The following is a 16,931-nucleotide window of genomic DNA, read 5'->3' as shown; positions in this document are numbered from 1 at the left end:
CCGATGGCACACGGCTTTCCCCTTCAACTGCTGCTCGACCGCGCGCAGGAAGATCTCGACACGGCCACGCAGCAGCTCGGCACCGCGCAGCGCGAGCGCACCGCGGCCGCCGAACAGCTCGACGCGCTGCTGCGCTATCGCGACGAATACCACGCGCGCTTTTCGCAGTCCGCGCAGCACGGGATGCCGGCCGGCAACTGGCGCAATTTCCAGGCGTTCATCGATACGCTCGACGCGGCGATCGCGCAGCAGCGCAACGTGCTGGCCGCGGCCGAGCTCCGCATCGACGAGGCGCGCCCGAACTGGCAACAGAAGAAACGCACCGTCGGCTCATACGAAACCCTGCAGGCGCGCGGCGTCGCGCAGGAAACGCAGCGTGCCGCGAAGCGCGAACAGCGCGACGCCGACGAACACGCCGCGAAGATCCTGCGCATGCGGGCCGACGCGGCCCGCTCGGCGTAACCGCCCACCGCTTTCGAACGAGAGAATCGCCATGCCTCCCCTGCCCCTGCTCGGCGCGCTGCTCGACACCGCCGGCACCGCCATCAAGGCCGTCCGCGCCGCGGGTTCGTCCGCCTCCGCGACGTCCGCCGGCAACGATGCCGCGACCAGCCCGGCCGCCGTGCCGTTCGCGCAGACGCTGAAGCAAAGCGTCGTCACACGGCACGACACGGCGAACGCCCGCAAGCCGGATACCGCGACGCAACAGGCGTCGTCGACGTCACCCGCCGGCGCGAAGCCCGCCGAGCGCGTCGACGACAAGTCGACCGACGACGCGAATGCGACGCCCAACGCCGACGCCGCCGCGCTCGCCGCGGCCGCCGCCGTTCAGGCGCAACTGCAGGCGCGTGTGAACGACGCGACGCCGGCCAGTGCCGCTGCCGATATCGCCGCCACGGCCACGCAAACGACGGCCGTGTCCGGCCAGCCCGACGCCACGGCCGCGCTGACGAATCATGCCGGCAAGGATGCGGCCGCCGCGCCGGCGTTGCCGGTGTCGGGTCGCGACGCGCTGCAGGCCGCGCTGGCGAAGCTGACCGGCGGCGCGGGCGCGATCGCGCTGCCCGCGACGGGCACGGCAGCGACCGCGCCAGCGACAGAGACAGCGCCGGCATCGACGACATCCGCATCCGCCGCCGCCGCCGCACCGCTGACGCCGAAAGTCCCGACCTTCGAGCGCACGCTCGCCGACGCGAAAGGCGCGCTCGCGCCGCAGCCGACGCCCACGCAAGCCACCGCCCAGGCGCTGCAGGCGAGCGCCACCGGCCAGCCGGCCGCGCATGCGCTCGCGGCCGCCGAGGAAGCCGCCAGCCCGGCCGCCGACGCATCGGTCGCTGCCGCCGCAACGGCCGCGGCAGCCGCGCAGGCGAACCTCCAGGCAGCGCCCGCCGCCAGCTCGGTCGCCGCGGCCAACGCCCATGTGCTGGCCCCGCATGTCGGCACCGCCGACTGGACCGACGCGCTGAGCCAGAAGGTCGTGTTCCTGTCGAATGCGCATCAGCAGAGCGCCGAGCTGACGCTGAACCCGCCGGACCTCGGCCCGCTGCAGGTCGTGCTGCGTGTCGCGGACAATCACGCGCATGCGCTGTTCGTCTCGCAGCACGCGCAGGTGCGCGACGCGGTGGAAGCCGCGCTGCCGAAGCTGCGCGAAGCGATGGAAGCGGGCGGGCTCGGCCTGGGCAGCGCGACCGTCAGCGACGGCGGCTTCGCGTCGCAGCAGCAGAACCCGCAACAGAACTTCGCCGGCGGCCGGCCGTCGCCGCGCGCACGCGCCGGATCGTCAGCCGTCGACGCACCGGTCGACGCTGCGCAATCCGCAGCGGCCGGCGCGACCGTGAGCCGCGCGGGCCTCGTCGATACGTTCGCCTGAGCATCGTGCCGCTCGCGTGACGGTACGCGGCCGCTCAGCGGCCGTGCACCGCCGCGGCCACCTCACCGCGCGGCACCGCGCCCTTGCGCGTCGCGACGATGAAGTCCGCCGCGCGTTCGCCGATCATCACCGCCGGCGCATTCGTGTTCCCGCCGATCAGCGTCGGCATCACCGACGCATCCACCACCCGCAGCCCGTCCACACCTCGCACGCGCAGTTGCGGATCCACGACCGCGCGCACATCCGAACCCATCCGGCAGGTGCCGACCGGGTGATAGATCGTGTCGGCGTGCGCGACGATCGTCGCGCGCAGCTCGGCTTCGCTCTGGTCCGCCCGCGTGTACAGCTCGCGCCCGCCCTGCGACGCGAGCGGCGCCTGCGACACGATCCGGCGCATCGCCTGCGCACCGCGCACGAGCAAATCGAGATCGCGCGTATCGCTGAAGAAGCGCGGATCGATCAGCGGCGCGTCGCGCGCATCGCCGCTCGCGAGCGCAACCGTGCCACGGCTGAACGGGCGCAGCGCGCACACGTGCAGCGAATAGCCGAAGCCCCAGTGCATGTTGCGGTTGTGGTCGTCGACGAGCGCCGCGCAGAAATGCAGTTGCAGGTCCGGTCGGTCGAGCGACGGATCGCTCTTGATGAAGCCGCCGGCCTCCGCGACGTTGCTCGTCATCATCCCCGTGCGGCTCGAGAGATAGCGCGCGAGCGCCGGCGCCATCTTCGCGATTCCGCGCAGGCAGATGCCGACCAGCTCCGACGAATTCACGCGCGTGTTGATGATGAAGTCGATATGGTCGATCAGGTTGGCGCCGACGTCCGGCGCGTCATGCACGATCGCGATCCCGTGCCGGCGCAGCTGCTCCGCCGGACCGATCCCCGAGCACATCAGCAACTGCGGCGAATTGAACGCGCCGGCCGACAGAATCACCTCCGCCCGCGCGCCGAGCGTCTCGACGCGTCCGTCGCGCGACACCACGACGCCGACCGCGCGCTTGCCGTCGAAGCCCACCCGCAGCACCGTCGCATCGGGGACCACGTGCAGGTTCGGCCGGTTGCGGCCATAGATATACGCACGCGCGACGCTGCAGCGCGAGCCGTCGCGATGCGTGACCTGATAGAAGCCGACGCCTTCCTGCGTCGCGCCGTTGAAATCGTTGTTCAGCGGATAGCCGGCCGCGTGCGCGGCCTGGATGAATCGTTCGGAGAACGGATTGCGAAAGCGCAGATCGGCAACCGTCAACGGGCCGTCCGCGCCGTGCCATGCATCGGCGCCGCGCTCGTTGCCTTCCGCGCGGCGGAAATACGGCAGCACGTCCTGCCAGCCCCAGCCCGTTGCGCCGAGCTGTGCCCACTCGTCGTAGTCGCCCGGATGGCCGCGCGTGTAGATCATCGCGTTGATCGCGCTCGAGCCGCCCATCCCGCGCCCGCGCGGCTGGTAGCCGCGACGGCCGCCGAGGCCCGGCTGCGGCACCGTCTCGTAACCGTAGTTCGTGCCGAGCTTGAACGGCACGAGCGCCGCGATCCCCACCGGCATGTTGACGAGCAGGTTGCGCTCCGTGTGCGAGCCGGCCTCGATCAGCGCGATCGTCGCGTCGGGGCATGCATCGGCGAGGCGGCCGGCGAGGCTCGAGCCGCCCGACCCGCCGCCAACGATGATGTAGTCGTATTGCATGTCACGTCTCCTTCGTGTCATGAACGGCGCCCGGCGCGGCCGGCTCCCGCTTGTAATGTCCGGGCATTGTAGGAATGGCTGTCGCGCGCGCGGCACGCCGATTCAAGAGCGATTCCTCTAAACGCCCGCGTGAACTAAATTTAAGATGTATCGATTGATGCGACGCGATGTACCGGCCGCCAGAAGCCACGCTGTCGCAAAACTGGGGAGACGACGATGCAGCGCGACGTTCTGCAGGCCGCGTGCCGACCGGGTCGTCCGGACGCACCGCGCGCGGCCCGCATTTCATTTCAAACGGACGCCCAAATGGTTGCGACCGGCACCGTGCGCGCGGCCGGTCGAAATCGAACGACGCCACGTGTGGCCGACCGTTTGGACGGCCTGTCGAATGAGCGATCCGATCTGCCGATGCATCGGTCGACGCGCGCTTCGCGCAGCCTCGCTTCGGTGCGCGCGCAAGCGCCCGCAGCGCGCCATCGCGCGGCAGCAGGAAATCGCATCGGGCCGTACGCATGCACCGTGCAACCGCGTTTTGGGACGCGAACACCGTCGCGCGGATGCGACGCTTGCCGCACGCCGCACCCTGTTTTCACCCGCGCATCGCATCCGGCCCCGCGCCGCGCGACGCGCGCCGCCCTGATCCGCCCCGCCACGCTCGTCGAGCGCTCACGTGCGACCTGACTGCTGGCCGACGTGCCACGCCCAACTGGAGGAGACGATATGAAGAACGACCTGCCCGAACTGGCCCCGCAAGCGCTGCCGTCGGTCGATGCGCTGACGGCGCTGCTGCGCGACCAGCGCGCGGCCTACCTGCGCGCGCCCTATCCGGAGTGGGACACCCGCGCGCAGCACCTGCGCGCGCTGCGCACGATGCTGCTCGATCACGCGGATGCACTCGCCGACGCGATCAGCGCCGACTTCGGCCACCGCGCGAAGCAGGAAGTGCTGCTGTCGGAAATCTGGATGGCGAAGGAAGAGATCGACGACGCGCTCAAGCACGGCAAGCGCTGGATGAAGCCGGTCAGCAAGCCGATGAACAAGTGGCTGCGGCCGGCGCGCGCGAAGGTGCTGCCGCAACCGCTCGGCGTGGTCGGCATCGTCGTGCCGTGGAACTATCCGATCCTGCTCGCGGCCGGGCCGCTGATCTGCGCGCTCGCGGCGGGCAACCGCGCGATCGTCAAGATGTCCGAACTGACGCCGCGCACGTCGGCGTTGTTCGAGCAACTGATCGCGAAGACCTTCTCGCGCGACCACGTCGCGGTCGTGAACGGCGACGCCGAGATCGGCGCCGCGTTCAGCGCGCTCCCGTTCGATCACCTGCTGTTCACCGGCTCGACGCATGTCGGCCGCCACGTGATGCGCGCCGCGGCCGACAATCTCACGCCCGTCACGCTCGAACTCGGCGGCAAGTCGCCGGCGATCATCGGCCCGAATGCGCGCTTCGATGCCGCGGTCGACGCGATCATCGGCGGCAAGACGCTGAACGCGGGCCAGACCTGCATCGCACCCGACTACGTGCTGCTGCCGCGCGGGATGGAAGCCGCGTTCATCGAGCGCGCGCGGGCGCGCTTCGCCAAGCTGTATCCGGACCTGTCGACCAACGGCGACTACACGACGATCGTGTCGCCGCGCCATTACGCGCGGCTGCAGCAGCTTGCGACCGACGCGCAGGCGGCCGGCGCGCAACTGCATCCGCTGTCGGACGCGCAGTCCGATCCCGCGTCGCGCCGCTTCGTGCCGTGCGCGGTCACGCACGTGCCGGCCGCGTCGCAGCTGATGCAGGAGGAAATCTTCGGGCCCTTGCTGCCGCTCGTGCCGTACGAGCGGCTCGACGAGGCGATCGCGTACGTGAATGCGCGCCCGCGCCCGCTCGCGCTGTACCTGTTCGACGAGGATGGCGGCACGGTCGACCGCGTGATGCACGAAACGATCTCGGGCGGCGTGACGGTCAACGACGCGCTGCTGCACATCGCGTGCGGCAGCTTGCCGTTCGGCGGCGTCGGCGCGAGCGGGATGGGTGCGTATCACGGCTACGACGGCTTCGTGACGTTTTCGAAGATGAAGCCCGTGCTCACGCAGGCGCGCCTGAATACCCGCGGGCTGATCGCGCCGCCTTACGGCAAGCGCTTCGCCGCGGTGATCCGGATGATGCTGAAGTTCTGAGCGATGCGGGCCGCGCGCCATGCGTGGCGGCCCGCGCTGAACATGCTGCGCGGCGACGCTGCCGCGCGCACCGTCACACGGGCCAGAGCGGCCCTTCCTGCATCGCGCCGATCTGCTCGCGCAGCTCGAGTACGCGTGCTTCCCAGTAGCGATGCGTGTTGAACCACGGGAACGCGGCCGGAAACGCCGGATCGTCCCAGCGACGCGCAAGCCACGCCGCGTAGTGGATCAACCGCAGCGTGCGCAGCGCTTCGACCAGATGCAGCTCGCGCGGCTCGAATTCGCAGAAGTCCTCGTAACCGGCGAGCAGGTCCGCGAGCGCGCGCGATGCGCCTTCGCGATCGCCCGGCAGCAGCAGCCACAGGTCCTGGACCGCCGGCGCCATCCGGCTGTCGTCGAAGTCGACGAAATGCGGCCCCGCGTCGGTCCACAGCACGTTGCTCGGATGGCAATCGCCGTGCGTGCGCAGCAGGCGGATTTCGCCCGCACGCTCGAACGCGGCCTCGACGCCTTCCAGCGCGAGCATGACCGCCGTCTCGTACGCAGGTCGTACATCGTGGGGAATGAAATCGTGCGCGAGCAGGTAGTCGCGCGGCTCGTAGCCGAAGGTGCGGATGTCGAGCACCGGACGCGCGACGTAAGGCTGCGTCGCGCCCACCGCGTGAATGCGGCCGATGAAGCGGCCGAGCCATTCGAGCGTGTCGCTGCGGTCGAGATCGGGCGCGCGTCCGCCGCGCCGCTCGAAGATCGAGAAGCGGAAGCCGTCGAACGCGTGCAGCGTGCGGCCGTCGAACACGGTCGCGGGCACCACCGGAATCTCGCGCGCGGCAAGTTCGGCGACGAATGCGTGTTCTTCCAGGATCGCGTCGTCCGACCATCGCTCGGGCCGATAGAATTTCGCGACGACAGGCGGGCCGTCTTCGATGCCGACCTGGTAGACGCGGTTCTCGTAGCTGTTGAGGGCGAGCAGGCGCCCGTCGGTGCGCAGCCCGGCCGGCATCAGCACGCTGTCGAGCGCGTCGAGCACGCACTCGGGCGTGAGGCCGGCGAACGGCGGGCCGGCGGGAGCAGCGGGAGCGGAGGTGGCGTCTGTCATGCCCCGCATTGTGCCGTCAGCCGCGCCGAAACACGAGCGTCCGATGCGGCGCGCGTGCTCAGTGGATCGCGGCGCCGGCCGGCAGCACGGATTCGCCGGTGTCGATCAGGTCCTCGAGAAAGAACGGCTCGGTGTTGAGTTCTTTCGACTCGCCCGGCACGCCCGCGTACCAGGTCACCATGGCCATGTCGCCCAGAAGGCGCTGGACGATGCCGCGCGCGCCCTTGGGCACCGCGATATGGGTAGTGCAGACAATCGACCCGACATGCATGATGGTTCCCCACTCTTGAATCTTGAAACCCAGCCCGCTGACGGGCCGGCAAATGCACGATCCGCGCCGCCCTCGGCGGGGTGTTGCGCGTGATCCCATTGTTCACGGTTTATCGAAGCGCGAAAAGAAGAAGAAGCGGATGAAGTGCCGCGAATTCGTCGAATGTCTCCAATCAACCACTGCGTCGCGCGTGCGCTTGCACGGGCGGATACCCCCATCATACCCTGTCGAATGTGACTGTCCGCCGAATCCCGCCGGGCATGCGATACACGCGATACACACGCGAATTGCGCGGCGCGCGTATCGTCTGGCCTTTGCTCCGGCCGTCGGAAAGTCTCGCGTGACGGCAACCAACGAAACCCCGCCCGCGGCCGCGCGCCGTGCCACCTCCCCCGCCCTATCTCGAACGTGGCGCGCGCAACGACTGGCGCGCGAGCGTCGCGCTGCCGTCCGCCGGCTACGCGATCATCTCGCTGCGCTACTGCGCGCTGCCGCTGCTGCCGGAATGCTCGCGCACGTTCGGCGTCAGTCTCGCGCTGTCGGCATGACGTTCGCACACGCGGCGCTTTGCGCCGACAGTTGCGCCAGATAGCCGCCTTGCGGTACCGTTGAAGCTCATTCGCGTTCAAGCGCATTTCGACACGATGCATCCGTTCACGTCCGCACTCGCTCAATCCCGGCCGCAGTTCGACTCGCGGCCGCAGGCGTGCGCGCATCCGTCGGTCCTTCCTCCTCCTGTCGCACCGCCGCTCGTCGGCGCCGCGCCGCCCCCGCCGGCGGCACGCGTCGGCTGACCCGCCGGCTTTCGCTTTTTTCGTTTTCCATTCGCCCGTTTGCGGCCGTTCGTGCGTTGCCACGCACGGCGCGTCGCTGCGCGCGCGACATGGAACGTATCGATCCGTTCGACAGGTGGATTCACATGGTTTCGTTCAAACGCGCACTCGCCGCGCATGGCGTGACGTCGCTCTTCGTGCTGCTGTGGAGCAGCGGCGCGATCTTCGCTGAACTCGGTCTGCGTCATGCATCCGCGTTCGTCTTTCTCACCGCACGTTTCGCGCTCGCGTCACTCGTGCTGCTCGTACTGGCCGTCATGCGCGGCCGCTGGCTGCCGCCGCGCGGCGAGCGGCGCATGGCCGCGCTGACCGGCCTGCTGATGATGGGCGGCTATTCGATCTTCTACCTGCTCGCGCTCGATCAGGGGATCGCACCGGGCGTGCTCGCGACGATCCTCGGCGTGCAGCCGATCGTCACGCTCGCGCTGGTCGAGCGGCGCTGGCAACCGATGCGCGTCGCGGGGCTCGGGCTGTCGCTGGCCGGCCTCACGCTCGTCGTGTGCCGCGGCGTGGGGGGCACCGGCCTGCCGTTCATGGGCATTGCATGCGCGCTCACGGCGCTCGCCGCGCTGACCGTCGGCTCGCTGCTGCAAAAGCGCGTGCGCGCCGCGCCCGGCGACGTGCTGCCGCTGCAGAACGCGATCGGCCTCGCGCTGTGCGTGGCGATCCTGCCGTTCCGGCCCATCTCCGTCGATGCGAGCTGGGCGTTCGTCGTGCCGCTGCTGTGGCTCGGCATCGTGATCTCGGTGATCGCGCAGTTGCTGTTCTACCGGTTGATGCAGCGCGGCGATCTCGTCAACGTGACGAGCCTGTTCTATCTCGTACCCGTCGTCACCACGCTGATGGATGCGGTCTGGCTCGGCAACCGGCCCGCGCCGCTCGCGCTCGCCGGCATGGGGGCGATCGTCGCGGGGCTCGTGCTCGTGTTCCGCACCCCGGCCGTTCGCGCACAACCCGATCGCGCGTAAGCGGACAGCCGCCGCGCCCCACGGGTGCGGCGGCCCGTATCGAACCCGTACGACGTTTGGGCGCAAACGGAAAGGAGCCGGAAAGCATTGCGCAAGGCATTCGTCTGATTGCCGGTGGAAATGCAGAATTCCCGGGTTTTCCGCAGACTTTTAATGGTTCGGATAGCGAAAAACGCCGCGCGGTTGCCTATACTCGAACTGCCGGCCCCACCCGCAATCGGGTCGGCACACATTAGAAAATGCCCGGCATGGGCGGGTACAGGCGTGTGCGCCTGCGCCGGCCGACTATGGAGACACGCATGACGACCTATTTCACGATCGGCGACTTCATCCTGTTGATTCCGATGGCGCTGGCCGGCGCGCTATTTCTCGGCGCGGTGCCGTGCGCAACCGAATTCCGCCACAACCTGTTGCGCGTGCTCGGCGTCATGCTTGGCGTCGGCGTTGCGGTATTGCTCGTCGAAGGCCTCCCCGCGCTGCTCTAGCGACGCGTTCGCGCGCCAGTCACATCGCTGCACCGCAGCGACGTGACGGCTTGCTTGCGTGCGCCGCGATACGGGAGGCGATCATTCGCATTCCGTATCGACTGGCGTCGCTACCGGTCAGATCGCCTGATCGGTGGACGGCTTTTCCCACAGATTGATGCCGCCTTCGGTCGCATGGCGATCGATCTCCGCCAGTTCGTCGGCCGAGAATTCGAGGTTCTTCAGCGCGCCGACGTTTTCACGCACCTGCTCCGCGCGGCTCGCGCCGATCAGCGCCGACGTCACGCGGCCATTGCGCAACACCCACGCGAGCGCCATCTGCGCGAGGCTTTGCCCGCGCCGCTGCGCGATGCCGTTGAGCTTGCGCACGTGCTCCAGGTTGTCCGCGCTCAGGTGATCCTGTTTCAGCGAGCCGCCGCCCGGCTTGTTCACCCGCGCATCGGCCGGCACGCCGTTCAGGTATTTCGACGTCAGCAGCCCCTGCGCGAGCGGCGTGAACGCGATGCTGCCCGTGCCAATCTCGTCGAGCGTACCGAGCAGATCCTGCTCGATCCAGCGGTTCAGCATGTTGTACGAAGGTTGGTGGATCAGCAGCGGCACCCGGTATTGCGCGAGCAGTTCGGCCATCTCGCGCGTCTTCGCGGCCGAGTACGACGAGATGCCGATGTACAGCGCCTTGCCCTGCCGCACGGCCGACGCAAGCGCGGCGGCCGTTTCCTCGAGCGGCGTGTGCGCGTCGAAGCGATGCGAATAGAAGATGTCGACGTAGTCGAGGCCCATGCGCTGCAGGCTCTGGTCGAGGCTCGCGAGCACGTACTTGCGCGACCCGCCGCCGCTGCCGTACGGCCCCGGCCACATGTCCCAGCCGGCCTTCGTCGAGATCAGAAGCTCGTCGCGGTACGGCCGGAAATCCTCCTTCAGCAGCCGGCCGAAATTGGTTTCGGCGCTGCCGTACGGCGGCCCGTAGTTGTTCGCCAGGTCGAAGTGAGTGATGCCGAGGTCGAACGCGGTGCGCAGGATGTCGCGCTGCGTGTCGATCGGCGTCGAGTCGCCGAAGTTGTGCCACAGGCCGAGCGACAGGGCGGGCAGTTTGAGCCCGGATTTGCCGCAGGTGCGGTATTGCATGTCGGCATAACGTTCGGAAGCTGCTTCATAGGCCATGGGTCGGTTCCGTCAGGACGTCGGGGAAGGGACGCGCGCCGCACGCGAGCATCGCGCGCCGGCGGCGAAGGAAACACACGACGGCTATGGTAGCGAACGCGGCGCGAGCCTGCACGGCAATGGACGCGACCGCCCGCGTCGCCTACACTGCGGCGTCTCGAATCACCGTTACAGCGAGGTTGGTATGTCCCGGGTCATCTCGGTTGCACTGCTCGTCGGCGGCATCGTGCTGCTGTATTTCGGCGGCCAGTCGTTCCATTCGATCAACGACAACATGTCGCGCTTCTTCACCGGCTCGCCCGCCACGAAGACGATCCTGCTGATCGCAGGCGGCGCCGTCGCCTCGCTGATCGGCCTGATCGGCCTCGCGATGCCGGGCAACAAGCGCTGACCGCGCAGCCGCGCGGCTCGCGACGACTCGCGGCGCGCGGCGCGCTGCTCAAAACGCAACGGGCGGCCCAGGCCGCCCGTTTCTTCATCCGCCCGCGCGGCCGCAGCGCCGCATCGGGCGACCGGCATCGGGCGACCGGCATCGGCAACCGGCATCAGGCAAACGGCATCTCGCGACCGGCATCTGGCAACCGGCACGGCTGCGTCGCCGTCCGGACCGCTGCTAGAACTGCACTTCCGGCTTCGTCGCCGAACGCGTGCCCGGCACCGGCCGGTTGCTCACCCCGTGATACGTGTAGACGAGCGAGAACTTCACCTGGTCGGAGCGGTTCTGCCCCGCCGAATGCAGCGTGTTGCAGTGGAAGAACACGACGTCGCCCGTCTGGAGCGGCGGGCAGGTTGCCGCATCGATCATCTTGCGGTTCTCCGGCAGGTCGCCGCGGAAGAACTTCGCATCGTCGAACACTTCCGGCCCCAATTCTGCCGTGTGTGACCCCGGCACCAGCCAGAGCGCGCCGTTTTCATTCGTTTCCGGCCCGAGGGCGAGCCACACCGACACCATGTCCGCGCGTTCGAACGACCAATAGCGGAAGTCGCGATGCCAGCCCGTCAGACTCCCGTACGCGGGGTGCTTCGTCATCATGCAGTTGTGATGCGTGCGCGACAGCACCGGCTGCTCGCCGAAGTATTCGCGCATCCACGCGCCGATTTCGGGCGCGATCGCGCGTTCGGCGAACGCCGGATCGCGCCCATAGGCGTCCAGCAGCCGCCGCACCGTATGTCCGCCCGGCGCATGCTTCGACTCGGGCGCGCCCGGGTAGCGCAAATCCGCCTCGAACTCGATCGGCTCCGCCGCTTCCAGCAACTGGCGCTCGGCGATGCGCTTGAGCGCCGCGCACTGCGCTTCGCCGACGAGGCCGCGCGCGACGACGAAACCGCGTTCGCGCAATTCCGCGACTTGCGCGCGGATCGATTCCGACTGCAATGAAGACGACATGGGATGCCAGGCGTTTATTGTGTGAACTTGACGATTGTAAATCGGCGCCGGATGCTCCGAACAGCACCATTGCCGTACGCAGGGGCATGCCAATTGCCGATTTGATCAGGATCAAGGGAACTGTACGGCGCGGCGCGAGCCTCAGCGACAGGCGGTATGCGGCGACTCGCTTGCGGCACAAGGGTTTATCGCGACTTTTGCGCGTCACGAAACCCTTGTAGCCTGTCGCGGCCTGTCAATTCTGGCGGGCGCGGCGCGCAACGACTTTCGATAAGATCCGTTGCGCCATCCGAGGCCGTTCATACCAGTGCGCTCTTCAAGGGCGCCATCCATACAAGCGAAGCATCGTTCACATGCCATTCCGTCTGACTTCCCGTTTCAACCGCGCTGCGAAGCGCGTCGTGCCGTCCGCTCCCGCCCGCTCGCTGCGCCATCACCGCGCCCGCACGCAGGCGCTCGCCGAGCACACGCACGCGCACAGCCGGCTGGACGGCATCCGCGCGTGGTTCCACGCATTCTTCTCGATGATGAGCGCGCAGGCGTTCGCACGCCGCGCCGGCCTGCGTTCGCTGCTGCAGAAGCCGTCGTCGCTGCGTGCGCTCGCGCTGCGCCGCACGCTCGGCCCGCAGCGCCGCATCAACCGCCCGCGCCGCCTCGCGGCCAGCGACGGGTGGTTTGGGTTCGGCGCACGCTGAAACCGCGCCGGCGGGCAGGGCCCACCCTGATCGCCGTCATGTCGCCGGCGCTCGACACGCATAAAAAAACCCCGGCATGCCGGGGTTTTTCGTTTCAGGCGGGACGCCGCTTACGCGACGCGTGCCGTCGGCTCCACGCCGGCCGCTTCGGCCAGCACGAGTGCCTTGTCGGTTGCTTCCCACGAGAACTCCGGCTCTTCGCGGCCGAAGTGGCCGTAAGCTGCCGTCTTCTCGTAGATCGGGCGCAGCAGGTCGAGCATCTTGATGATGCCCTTCGGACGCAGGTCGAAATGCTCGCGCACGAGCTTCGTGATCACGGCATCCGACACGCGGCCCGTGCCGAACGTGTTGACCATCACCGAGGTCGGCTCGGCCACGCCGATCGCGTACGACACCTGGATCAGCGCGCGCGATGCGAGGCCTGCCGCGACGATGTTCTTCGCGACGTAGCGGCCGGCATACGCTGCCGAACGGTCGACCTTCGACGGATCCTTGCCCGAGAACGCGCCGCCGCCGTGCGGTGCGGCACCGCCGTACGTGTCGACGATGATCTTGCGGCCGGTCAGGCCGCAGTCGCCCTGCGGGCCGCCGATCACGAACCGGCCGGTCGGGTTCACCAGGAACTTGATGTCGCCCTTGATCAGGTCGGCCGGCAGCGTCGGCTTGATGATTTCCTCGATCACGGCTTCGCGCAGCGCCGGCAGTTCGATGTCCGGTGCGTGCTGCGTCGACAGCACGACGGTGTCGATCGAATCCGGGCGGCCGTCGACGTAGCGAACCGTCACCTGCGACTTCGCGTCCGGACGCAGCCACGGCAGGCGGCCGTCGCGGCGCAGGCTGGCCTGGCGCTCGACGAGGCGGTGCGACAGGTAGATCGGCAGCGGCATCAGTTCCGGCGTTTCGTCGCATGCGTAACCGAACATCAGGCCCTGGTCGCCCGCGCCTTGATCGAGGTTGTCGTCATGTGCGCGATCGACGCCTTGCGCGATGTCGGGCGACTGCTTGTCGTACGCGACGAGCACCGCGCAACCCTTGTAGTCGATGCCGTAGTCGGTGTTGTCGTAGCCGATGCGCTTGATCGTGTCGCGCGCAATCTGGATGTAATCGATGTTGGCCGTCGTGGTGATTTCACCGGCCAGAACGACGAGACCCGTGTTGCACAGCGTTTCGGCCGCAACGCGGGAATATTTGTCCTGCTCGAGGATGGCGTCGAGAATCGCGTCCGAGATCTGGTCGGCGACCTTGTCCGGATGGCCTTCAGAGACGGATTCGGACGTGAAGAGATAATCGTTTGCCACTTTTTCAGGCTCCTGTGTGGTTACGGTTGGTTTCACGTAGCCAGCTTCGTTGGGCCTGAAGCGGCGACGCTTTAGCGGATTACCAGGACCGGGCAGCGCGCTTCGCGCCAGCCGGCTTCGCCCCGCAAGTTGTCAGTTAACTCGGCGAAGCCCGTATTATAGCGGCTTTCCTGAATTGTCACAGAGCGCCGCCCGTGCTGCATCGCCCGCTGTCTTACCACCCTGTTCGCAACGTGCCGGCCAGCCGGCCCCACGGAGATTCCGCATGCTAGGCCGCCTCGGCACGCACCTCGCCATCGGCTTGCTGAAGTTGCTCGCCCTGCTGCCGTACGGTCTGACCGCACGGTTCGGCGATGGCCTCGGCTGGCTGCTGTATCAGATCCCCAGCCGGCGAAAGCGCATCGTACATACGAATCTGAAACTCTGCTTCCCGAACTGGAGCGACGAGCGGCGCGAGGAAGTGGCGGGCCAGCATTTCCGCCATGCGATCCGCAGCTACGTCGAGCGCAGCTATCAGTGGTTCGCGTCGGAACAGGCCTACCGCAAGCTGTTCACGATCGATAGCGAGATCGACCTGAACGATCCGGACATGCCGCCGACCCTCCTGCTCGGGCTCCATTTCGTCGGCATCGAGGCTGGCTCGATGGCGCTCAATCTCGCGCTCGGCCGTATGTGCGGCTCGCTCTACACGCCGATGAAGAACCCGGAAATCGACGCCGCGGCCAAAGCCGGCCGCAGCCGCTTCGGTGCGGAACTGGCGGGCCGCGCGGACAGCGCGCGCATCGTGCTGCGCTGGCTGCGCGACCGCAAGCCCGTGATGCTCGGCGCCGACATGGACTACGGGCTGCGCAACTCGACGTTCGTGCCCTTCTTCGGCGTGCCCGCCTGCACGCTGACGGCCGTCGGCCGGCTCGCGAAGACGGGCCGCGCGCAGGTCGTGCCGTTCATCGGCGAGGTGCTGCCGAACTACAAGGGCTACCGTCTGAGGGTATTCAAGCCGTGGGATCACTACCCGACCGGCGACGACGATCTCGACGCGCGGCGGATGAACGAATTCCTCGAGCAACAGATCCCGCTGATGCCCGAGCAGTACTACTGGGTTCACAAGCGCTTCAAGACGCGCCCGCCCGGCGAGCCGAGCCTGTATTGACCCTGCCGGGGGCACCCGCGGGCGCGCCGTCATGCGCGTGCCTGCGCGCTTGCGGGCCTCGCCCCCCGCCTCTCTTCGAGACTCACCGCCATTTCCGGCGGGATGCCGGCATGGCCGTGCGGGACGCCCCTCTCCGCTGCATGTATCATTTGCGGCTGAGATCAGCACGACGAACGACGCCGCCCGGCACGGCCGCAGGCCTCGCGTCGTGCTGGCCGCCTTGTTCGTCATGGAATTCCGGACCCAGTGAAACTCTCGTTCACCAAGATGCACGGCGCGGGCAACGACTTCGTCGTGCTCGACGGCTATTCGCGTGCGTTGCCGCCGCTCACCGAAGCGCAGGTGCGTGCGCTCGCCAACCGGCACTTCGGCATCGGCGCCGACCAGTTGCTGCTCGTCGAAAAGCCGACCGTCGACGGCGCGGATTTCAAGTACCGGATCTTCAATTGCGACGGCGGCGAGGTCGAACACTGCGGCAACGGCGCACGCTGCTTCGTGAAGTTCGTCAGCGACCGCGGCCTGACCGACAAGCGCAGCGTGCGCGTGCAGGTCATGAAGGGCCTGATCACGCTGACGCTGCAGGACAACGGCGAAGTCGTCGTCGACATGGGGGCGCCCGTGTTCGCGCCGGCGCAGGTGCCATTCGATGCGACAGGCCTCGACGGCCGCTCCGAAGGCCGCGACACCCTGTGGCCGCTCGACGTCGGCGGCGCGACGCGCTGGATTTCGGCGGTGTCGATGGGCAATCCGCATGCGGTGCAGGTCGTCGACGATGTCGAAGCGTATCCCGTGCTGGAAGAAGGCCCGCTGATCGAGCGCCATGCGCGCTTCCCGCAGCGCGTGAACGCCGGCTTCATGCAGATCGTGTCGCGCCACGAAGTGAAGCTGCGCGTGTACGAACGCGGCGCGGGCGAGACGCTCGCGTGCGGCACGGGTGCGTGCGCGGCGGTCGCGGCCGGGATCCGGCGCGGCCTGCTCGATTCGCCCGTGACCGTCCATACGCACGGCGGCACGCTGACGATCGGCTGGGACGGCGCGCGCGACGAAGCCGCGGCGCTGATGATGGCCGGGCCCGCCGCGACCGTGTTCGAAGGCGAGATCGACCTCACCGCCTGACCCTGCAACGTCCTTGATAACTGAACGCTCCAGCCACATGAACGATCGCGAAGTCGCCGACTACCTGCTCGCCAATCCCGAATTCTTCGCGCAGCACGCCGAACTGCTCGCGACGATCCGCCTCGCGAACCCGCACGGCAAGGCCGCGATCTCGCTGCAGGAGCGGCAGATGGAGATGCTGCGCGACAAGAACAAGCACCTCGAGCGCAGGCTCGCCGAGCTCGTGCGCTACGGCCACGAGAATGACAGCCTGTCCGCGAAGTTCAGCCGCTGGACCGCGCGCGTGATCGCGGAACGCGACCCGTACGCGCTGCCGCGCACGATCGCCGACGGCATCGCCGACGTGTTCGACGTGCCGCAGACCGCGCTGCGCGTGTGGGACGTCGCCGACACCTACGCGCAGGCCGATTTCGCGCGCCAGGTCGGCGAGGAAGTGCGCCTGTTCACGAACGGGCTGTCGACGCCGTACTGCGGTGCGAACACCGGTTTCGAGGCCGCCCAGTGGCTCGCGCCCGCGCTCGCGGCACCGGCCGCGAATGCGGCGGAAGGCGCCGAAGCCGCGCCGGCCGGCGACGGCGCGGCCACGTCGGTCGCGCTGCTCGCGCTGCGCGCGCCGCTCACCGGCACCGATGCGCCCGCGTTCGGCCTGCTCGTGCTCGGCTCGCCCGATCCGCGCCGCTTCCACGACGGGATGGCGACCGACTTCCTCGCGCAGATCGCGACGCTTGCGAGCGCCGCGCTCACGCGCCTGCTGCCGCACTGA

Annotated in this window: 17 protein-coding genes; 11 read left to right on the top strand and 6 right to left on the bottom strand. The window is 68.4% G+C overall.

Features of this window, described 5'->3' with window-relative positions; all coding sequences use genetic code 11:
• Positions 1-3: 3 nt before the first annotated feature.
• Both fliJ and SB786_RS00520 read left to right on the top strand, forming a co-directional pair.
• The gene (gene fliJ / locus SB786_RS00525; protein ID WP_410725704.1) at positions 4-462 is read left to right on the top strand and encodes a flagellar export protein FliJ; all 459 of its coding nucleotides are present in this window, start codon (positions 4-6) and stop codon (positions 460-462) included.
• Positions 463-493: 31 nt separating this feature from the next.
• The gene (locus SB786_RS00520; protein WP_410725703.1) at positions 494-1,870 is read left to right on the top strand and encodes a flagellar hook-length control protein FliK; all 1,377 of its coding nucleotides are present in this window, start codon (positions 494-496) and stop codon (positions 1,868-1,870) included.
• A 34-nt stretch (positions 1,871-1,904) separates the two neighbouring features.
• On the opposite strand, the gene SB786_RS00515 is transcribed toward SB786_RS00520, so the two are convergent.
• Complete coding sequence (locus SB786_RS00515; RefSeq protein WP_410725702.1) at positions 1,905-3,545, bottom strand: GMC family oxidoreductase; 1,641 nt, start codon at positions 3,543-3,545, stop codon at positions 1,905-1,907.
• Positions 3,546-4,265: 720 nt separating this feature from the next.
• Between SB786_RS00515 and SB786_RS00510 the strand changes: the two genes are divergently transcribed.
• Positions 4,266-5,708 (top strand): coniferyl aldehyde dehydrogenase, encoded by a 1,443-nt coding sequence (locus tag SB786_RS00510; protein ID WP_410725701.1) that lies wholly within the window; start codon positions 4,266-4,268, stop codon positions 5,706-5,708.
• Positions 5,709-5,781: 73 nt separating this feature from the next.
• On the opposite strand, the gene SB786_RS00505 is transcribed toward SB786_RS00510, so the two are convergent.
• The gene (locus SB786_RS00505; protein ID WP_410725700.1) at positions 5,782-6,804 is read right to left on the bottom strand and encodes a serine/threonine protein kinase; all 1,023 of its coding nucleotides are present in this window, start codon (positions 6,802-6,804) and stop codon (positions 5,782-5,784) included.
• Positions 6,805-6,862: 58 nt separating this feature from the next.
• Positions 6,863-7,075, bottom strand: coding sequence for a hypothetical protein (locus SB786_RS00500; protein ID WP_006753011.1), 213 nt, complete (start codon positions 7,073-7,075; stop codon positions 6,863-6,865).
• A 380-nt stretch (positions 7,076-7,455) separates the two neighbouring features.
• Between SB786_RS00500 and SB786_RS00495 the strand changes: the two genes are divergently transcribed.
• The 3 genes from SB786_RS00495 to SB786_RS00485 all read left to right on the top strand — a co-directional run bounded on the left by SB786_RS00495 (position 7,456) and on the right by SB786_RS00485 (position 9,361).
• Positions 7,456-7,623: a hypothetical protein gene (locus SB786_RS00495; RefSeq protein WP_410725699.1), complete on the top strand. Its 168-nt coding sequence runs from the start codon at positions 7,456-7,458 to the stop codon at positions 7,621-7,623.
• Between the two features lie 371 nt (positions 7,624-7,994).
• The gene (locus SB786_RS00490) at positions 7,995-8,876 is read left to right on the top strand and encodes a DMT family transporter (protein WP_410725698.1); all 882 of its coding nucleotides are present in this window, start codon (positions 7,995-7,997) and stop codon (positions 8,874-8,876) included.
• Positions 8,877-9,175: 299 nt separating this feature from the next.
• Positions 9,176-9,361, top strand: a complete 186-nt coding sequence (locus SB786_RS00485) for a hypothetical protein (protein WP_006753009.1) — start codon at positions 9,176-9,178, stop codon at positions 9,359-9,361.
• A gap of 117 nt (positions 9,362-9,478) precedes the next feature.
• Here the strand turns inward: SB786_RS00485 and mgrA are convergent, their stop codons facing one another.
• Complete coding sequence (gene mgrA / locus SB786_RS00480) at positions 9,479-10,522, bottom strand: L-glyceraldehyde 3-phosphate reductase (RefSeq protein ID WP_410725697.1); 1,044 nt, start codon at positions 10,520-10,522, stop codon at positions 9,479-9,481.
• 184 nt (positions 10,523-10,706) lie between these two features.
• Here mgrA and SB786_RS00475 point away from each other — a divergent pair, with 184 nt between their 5' ends.
• Entirely contained in the window at positions 10,707-10,913 is a 207-nt protein-coding gene (locus tag SB786_RS00475) for a DUF3185 family protein (RefSeq protein ID WP_410725696.1), read from the top strand.
• A gap of 222 nt (positions 10,914-11,135) precedes the next feature.
• Here SB786_RS00475 and SB786_RS00470 read toward each other — a convergent pair whose 3' ends face one another.
• Entirely contained in the window at positions 11,136-11,909 is a 774-nt protein-coding gene (locus SB786_RS00470; protein WP_410725695.1) for a phytanoyl-CoA dioxygenase family protein, read from the bottom strand.
• A gap of 353 nt (positions 11,910-12,262) precedes the next feature.
• Here SB786_RS00470 and SB786_RS00465 point away from each other — a divergent pair, with 353 nt between their 5' ends.
• Entirely contained in the window at positions 12,263-12,604 is a 342-nt protein-coding gene (locus SB786_RS00465; RefSeq protein WP_006762122.1) for a hypothetical protein, read from the top strand.
• A gap of 110 nt (positions 12,605-12,714) precedes the next feature.
• Here the strand turns inward: SB786_RS00465 and metK are convergent, their stop codons facing one another.
• The gene (gene metK, locus SB786_RS00460; protein WP_006753004.1) at positions 12,715-13,902 is read right to left on the bottom strand and encodes a methionine adenosyltransferase; all 1,188 of its coding nucleotides are present in this window, start codon (positions 13,900-13,902) and stop codon (positions 12,715-12,717) included.
• 265 nt (positions 13,903-14,167) lie between these two features.
• Here metK and SB786_RS00455 point away from each other — a divergent pair, with 265 nt between their 5' ends.
• From SB786_RS00455 to SB786_RS00445, 3 genes are all read left to right on the top strand, one after another.
• On the top strand, positions 14,168-15,052 hold the full coding sequence (locus SB786_RS00455) for a lipid A biosynthesis lauroyl acyltransferase (protein ID WP_410725694.1): 885 nt from the start codon (positions 14,168-14,170) through the stop codon (positions 15,050-15,052).
• A 246-nt stretch (positions 15,053-15,298) separates the two neighbouring features.
• Complete coding sequence (gene dapF, locus SB786_RS00450) at positions 15,299-16,168, top strand: diaminopimelate epimerase (RefSeq protein WP_410725693.1); 870 nt, start codon at positions 15,299-15,301, stop codon at positions 16,166-16,168.
• Positions 16,169-16,205: 37 nt separating this feature from the next.
• Positions 16,206-16,931 carry a DUF484 family protein gene (locus SB786_RS00445; protein WP_006760745.1) on the top strand — a complete coding sequence of 242 codons (726 nt, stop codon included), beginning with the start codon at positions 16,206-16,208 and terminating at the stop codon, positions 16,929-16,931.

This window comes from Burkholderia sp. SIMBA_062 (genome assembly GCF_046534765.1).
In the GTDB taxonomy this organism is placed as follows: Bacteria; Pseudomonadota; Gammaproteobacteria; order Burkholderiales; family Burkholderiaceae; genus Burkholderia; species Burkholderia ambifaria.
The sequence above is the reverse complement of the archived record's forward strand: the minus strand, read 5'-3'. Positions and strand labels throughout refer to the sequence as shown.

Coding starts and splice junctions, on each gene's coding strand:
- fliJ (WP_410725704.1), top strand. CDS start 4: ATGGCACACGGCTTTCCCCTTCAACTGCTGCTCGACCGCGCGCAGGAA.
- SB786_RS00520 (WP_410725703.1), top strand. CDS start 494: ATGCCTCCCCTGCCCCTGCTCGGCGCGCTGCTCGACACCGCCGGCACC.
- SB786_RS00515 (WP_410725702.1), bottom strand. CDS start 3,545: ATGCAATACGACTACATCATCGTTGGCGGCGGGTCGGGCGGCTCGAGC.
- SB786_RS00510 (WP_410725701.1), top strand. CDS start 4,266: ATGAAGAACGACCTGCCCGAACTGGCCCCGCAAGCGCTGCCGTCGGTC.
- SB786_RS00505 (WP_410725700.1), bottom strand. CDS start 6,804: ATGACAGACGCCACCTCCGCTCCCGCTGCTCCCGCCGGCCCGCCGTTC.
- SB786_RS00500 (WP_006753011.1), bottom strand. CDS start 7,075: ATGCATGTCGGGTCGATTGTCTGCACTACCCATATCGCGGTGCCCAAG.
- SB786_RS00490 (WP_410725698.1), top strand. CDS start 7,995: ATGGTTTCGTTCAAACGCGCACTCGCCGCGCATGGCGTGACGTCGCTC.
- SB786_RS00485 (WP_006753009.1), top strand. CDS start 9,176: ATGACGACCTATTTCACGATCGGCGACTTCATCCTGTTGATTCCGATG.
- mgrA (WP_410725697.1), bottom strand. CDS start 10,522: ATGGCCTATGAAGCAGCTTCCGAACGTTATGCCGACATGCAATACCGC.
- SB786_RS00475 (WP_410725696.1), top strand. CDS start 10,707: ATGTCCCGGGTCATCTCGGTTGCACTGCTCGTCGGCGGCATCGTGCTG.
- SB786_RS00470 (WP_410725695.1), bottom strand. CDS start 11,909: ATGTCGTCTTCATTGCAGTCGGAATCGATCCGCGCGCAAGTCGCGGAA.
- SB786_RS00465 (WP_006762122.1), top strand. CDS start 12,263: ATGCCATTCCGTCTGACTTCCCGTTTCAACCGCGCTGCGAAGCGCGTC.
- SB786_RS00455 (WP_410725694.1), top strand. CDS start 14,168: ATGCTAGGCCGCCTCGGCACGCACCTCGCCATCGGCTTGCTGAAGTTG.
- SB786_RS00445 (WP_006760745.1), top strand. CDS start 16,206: ATGAACGATCGCGAAGTCGCCGACTACCTGCTCGCCAATCCCGAATTC.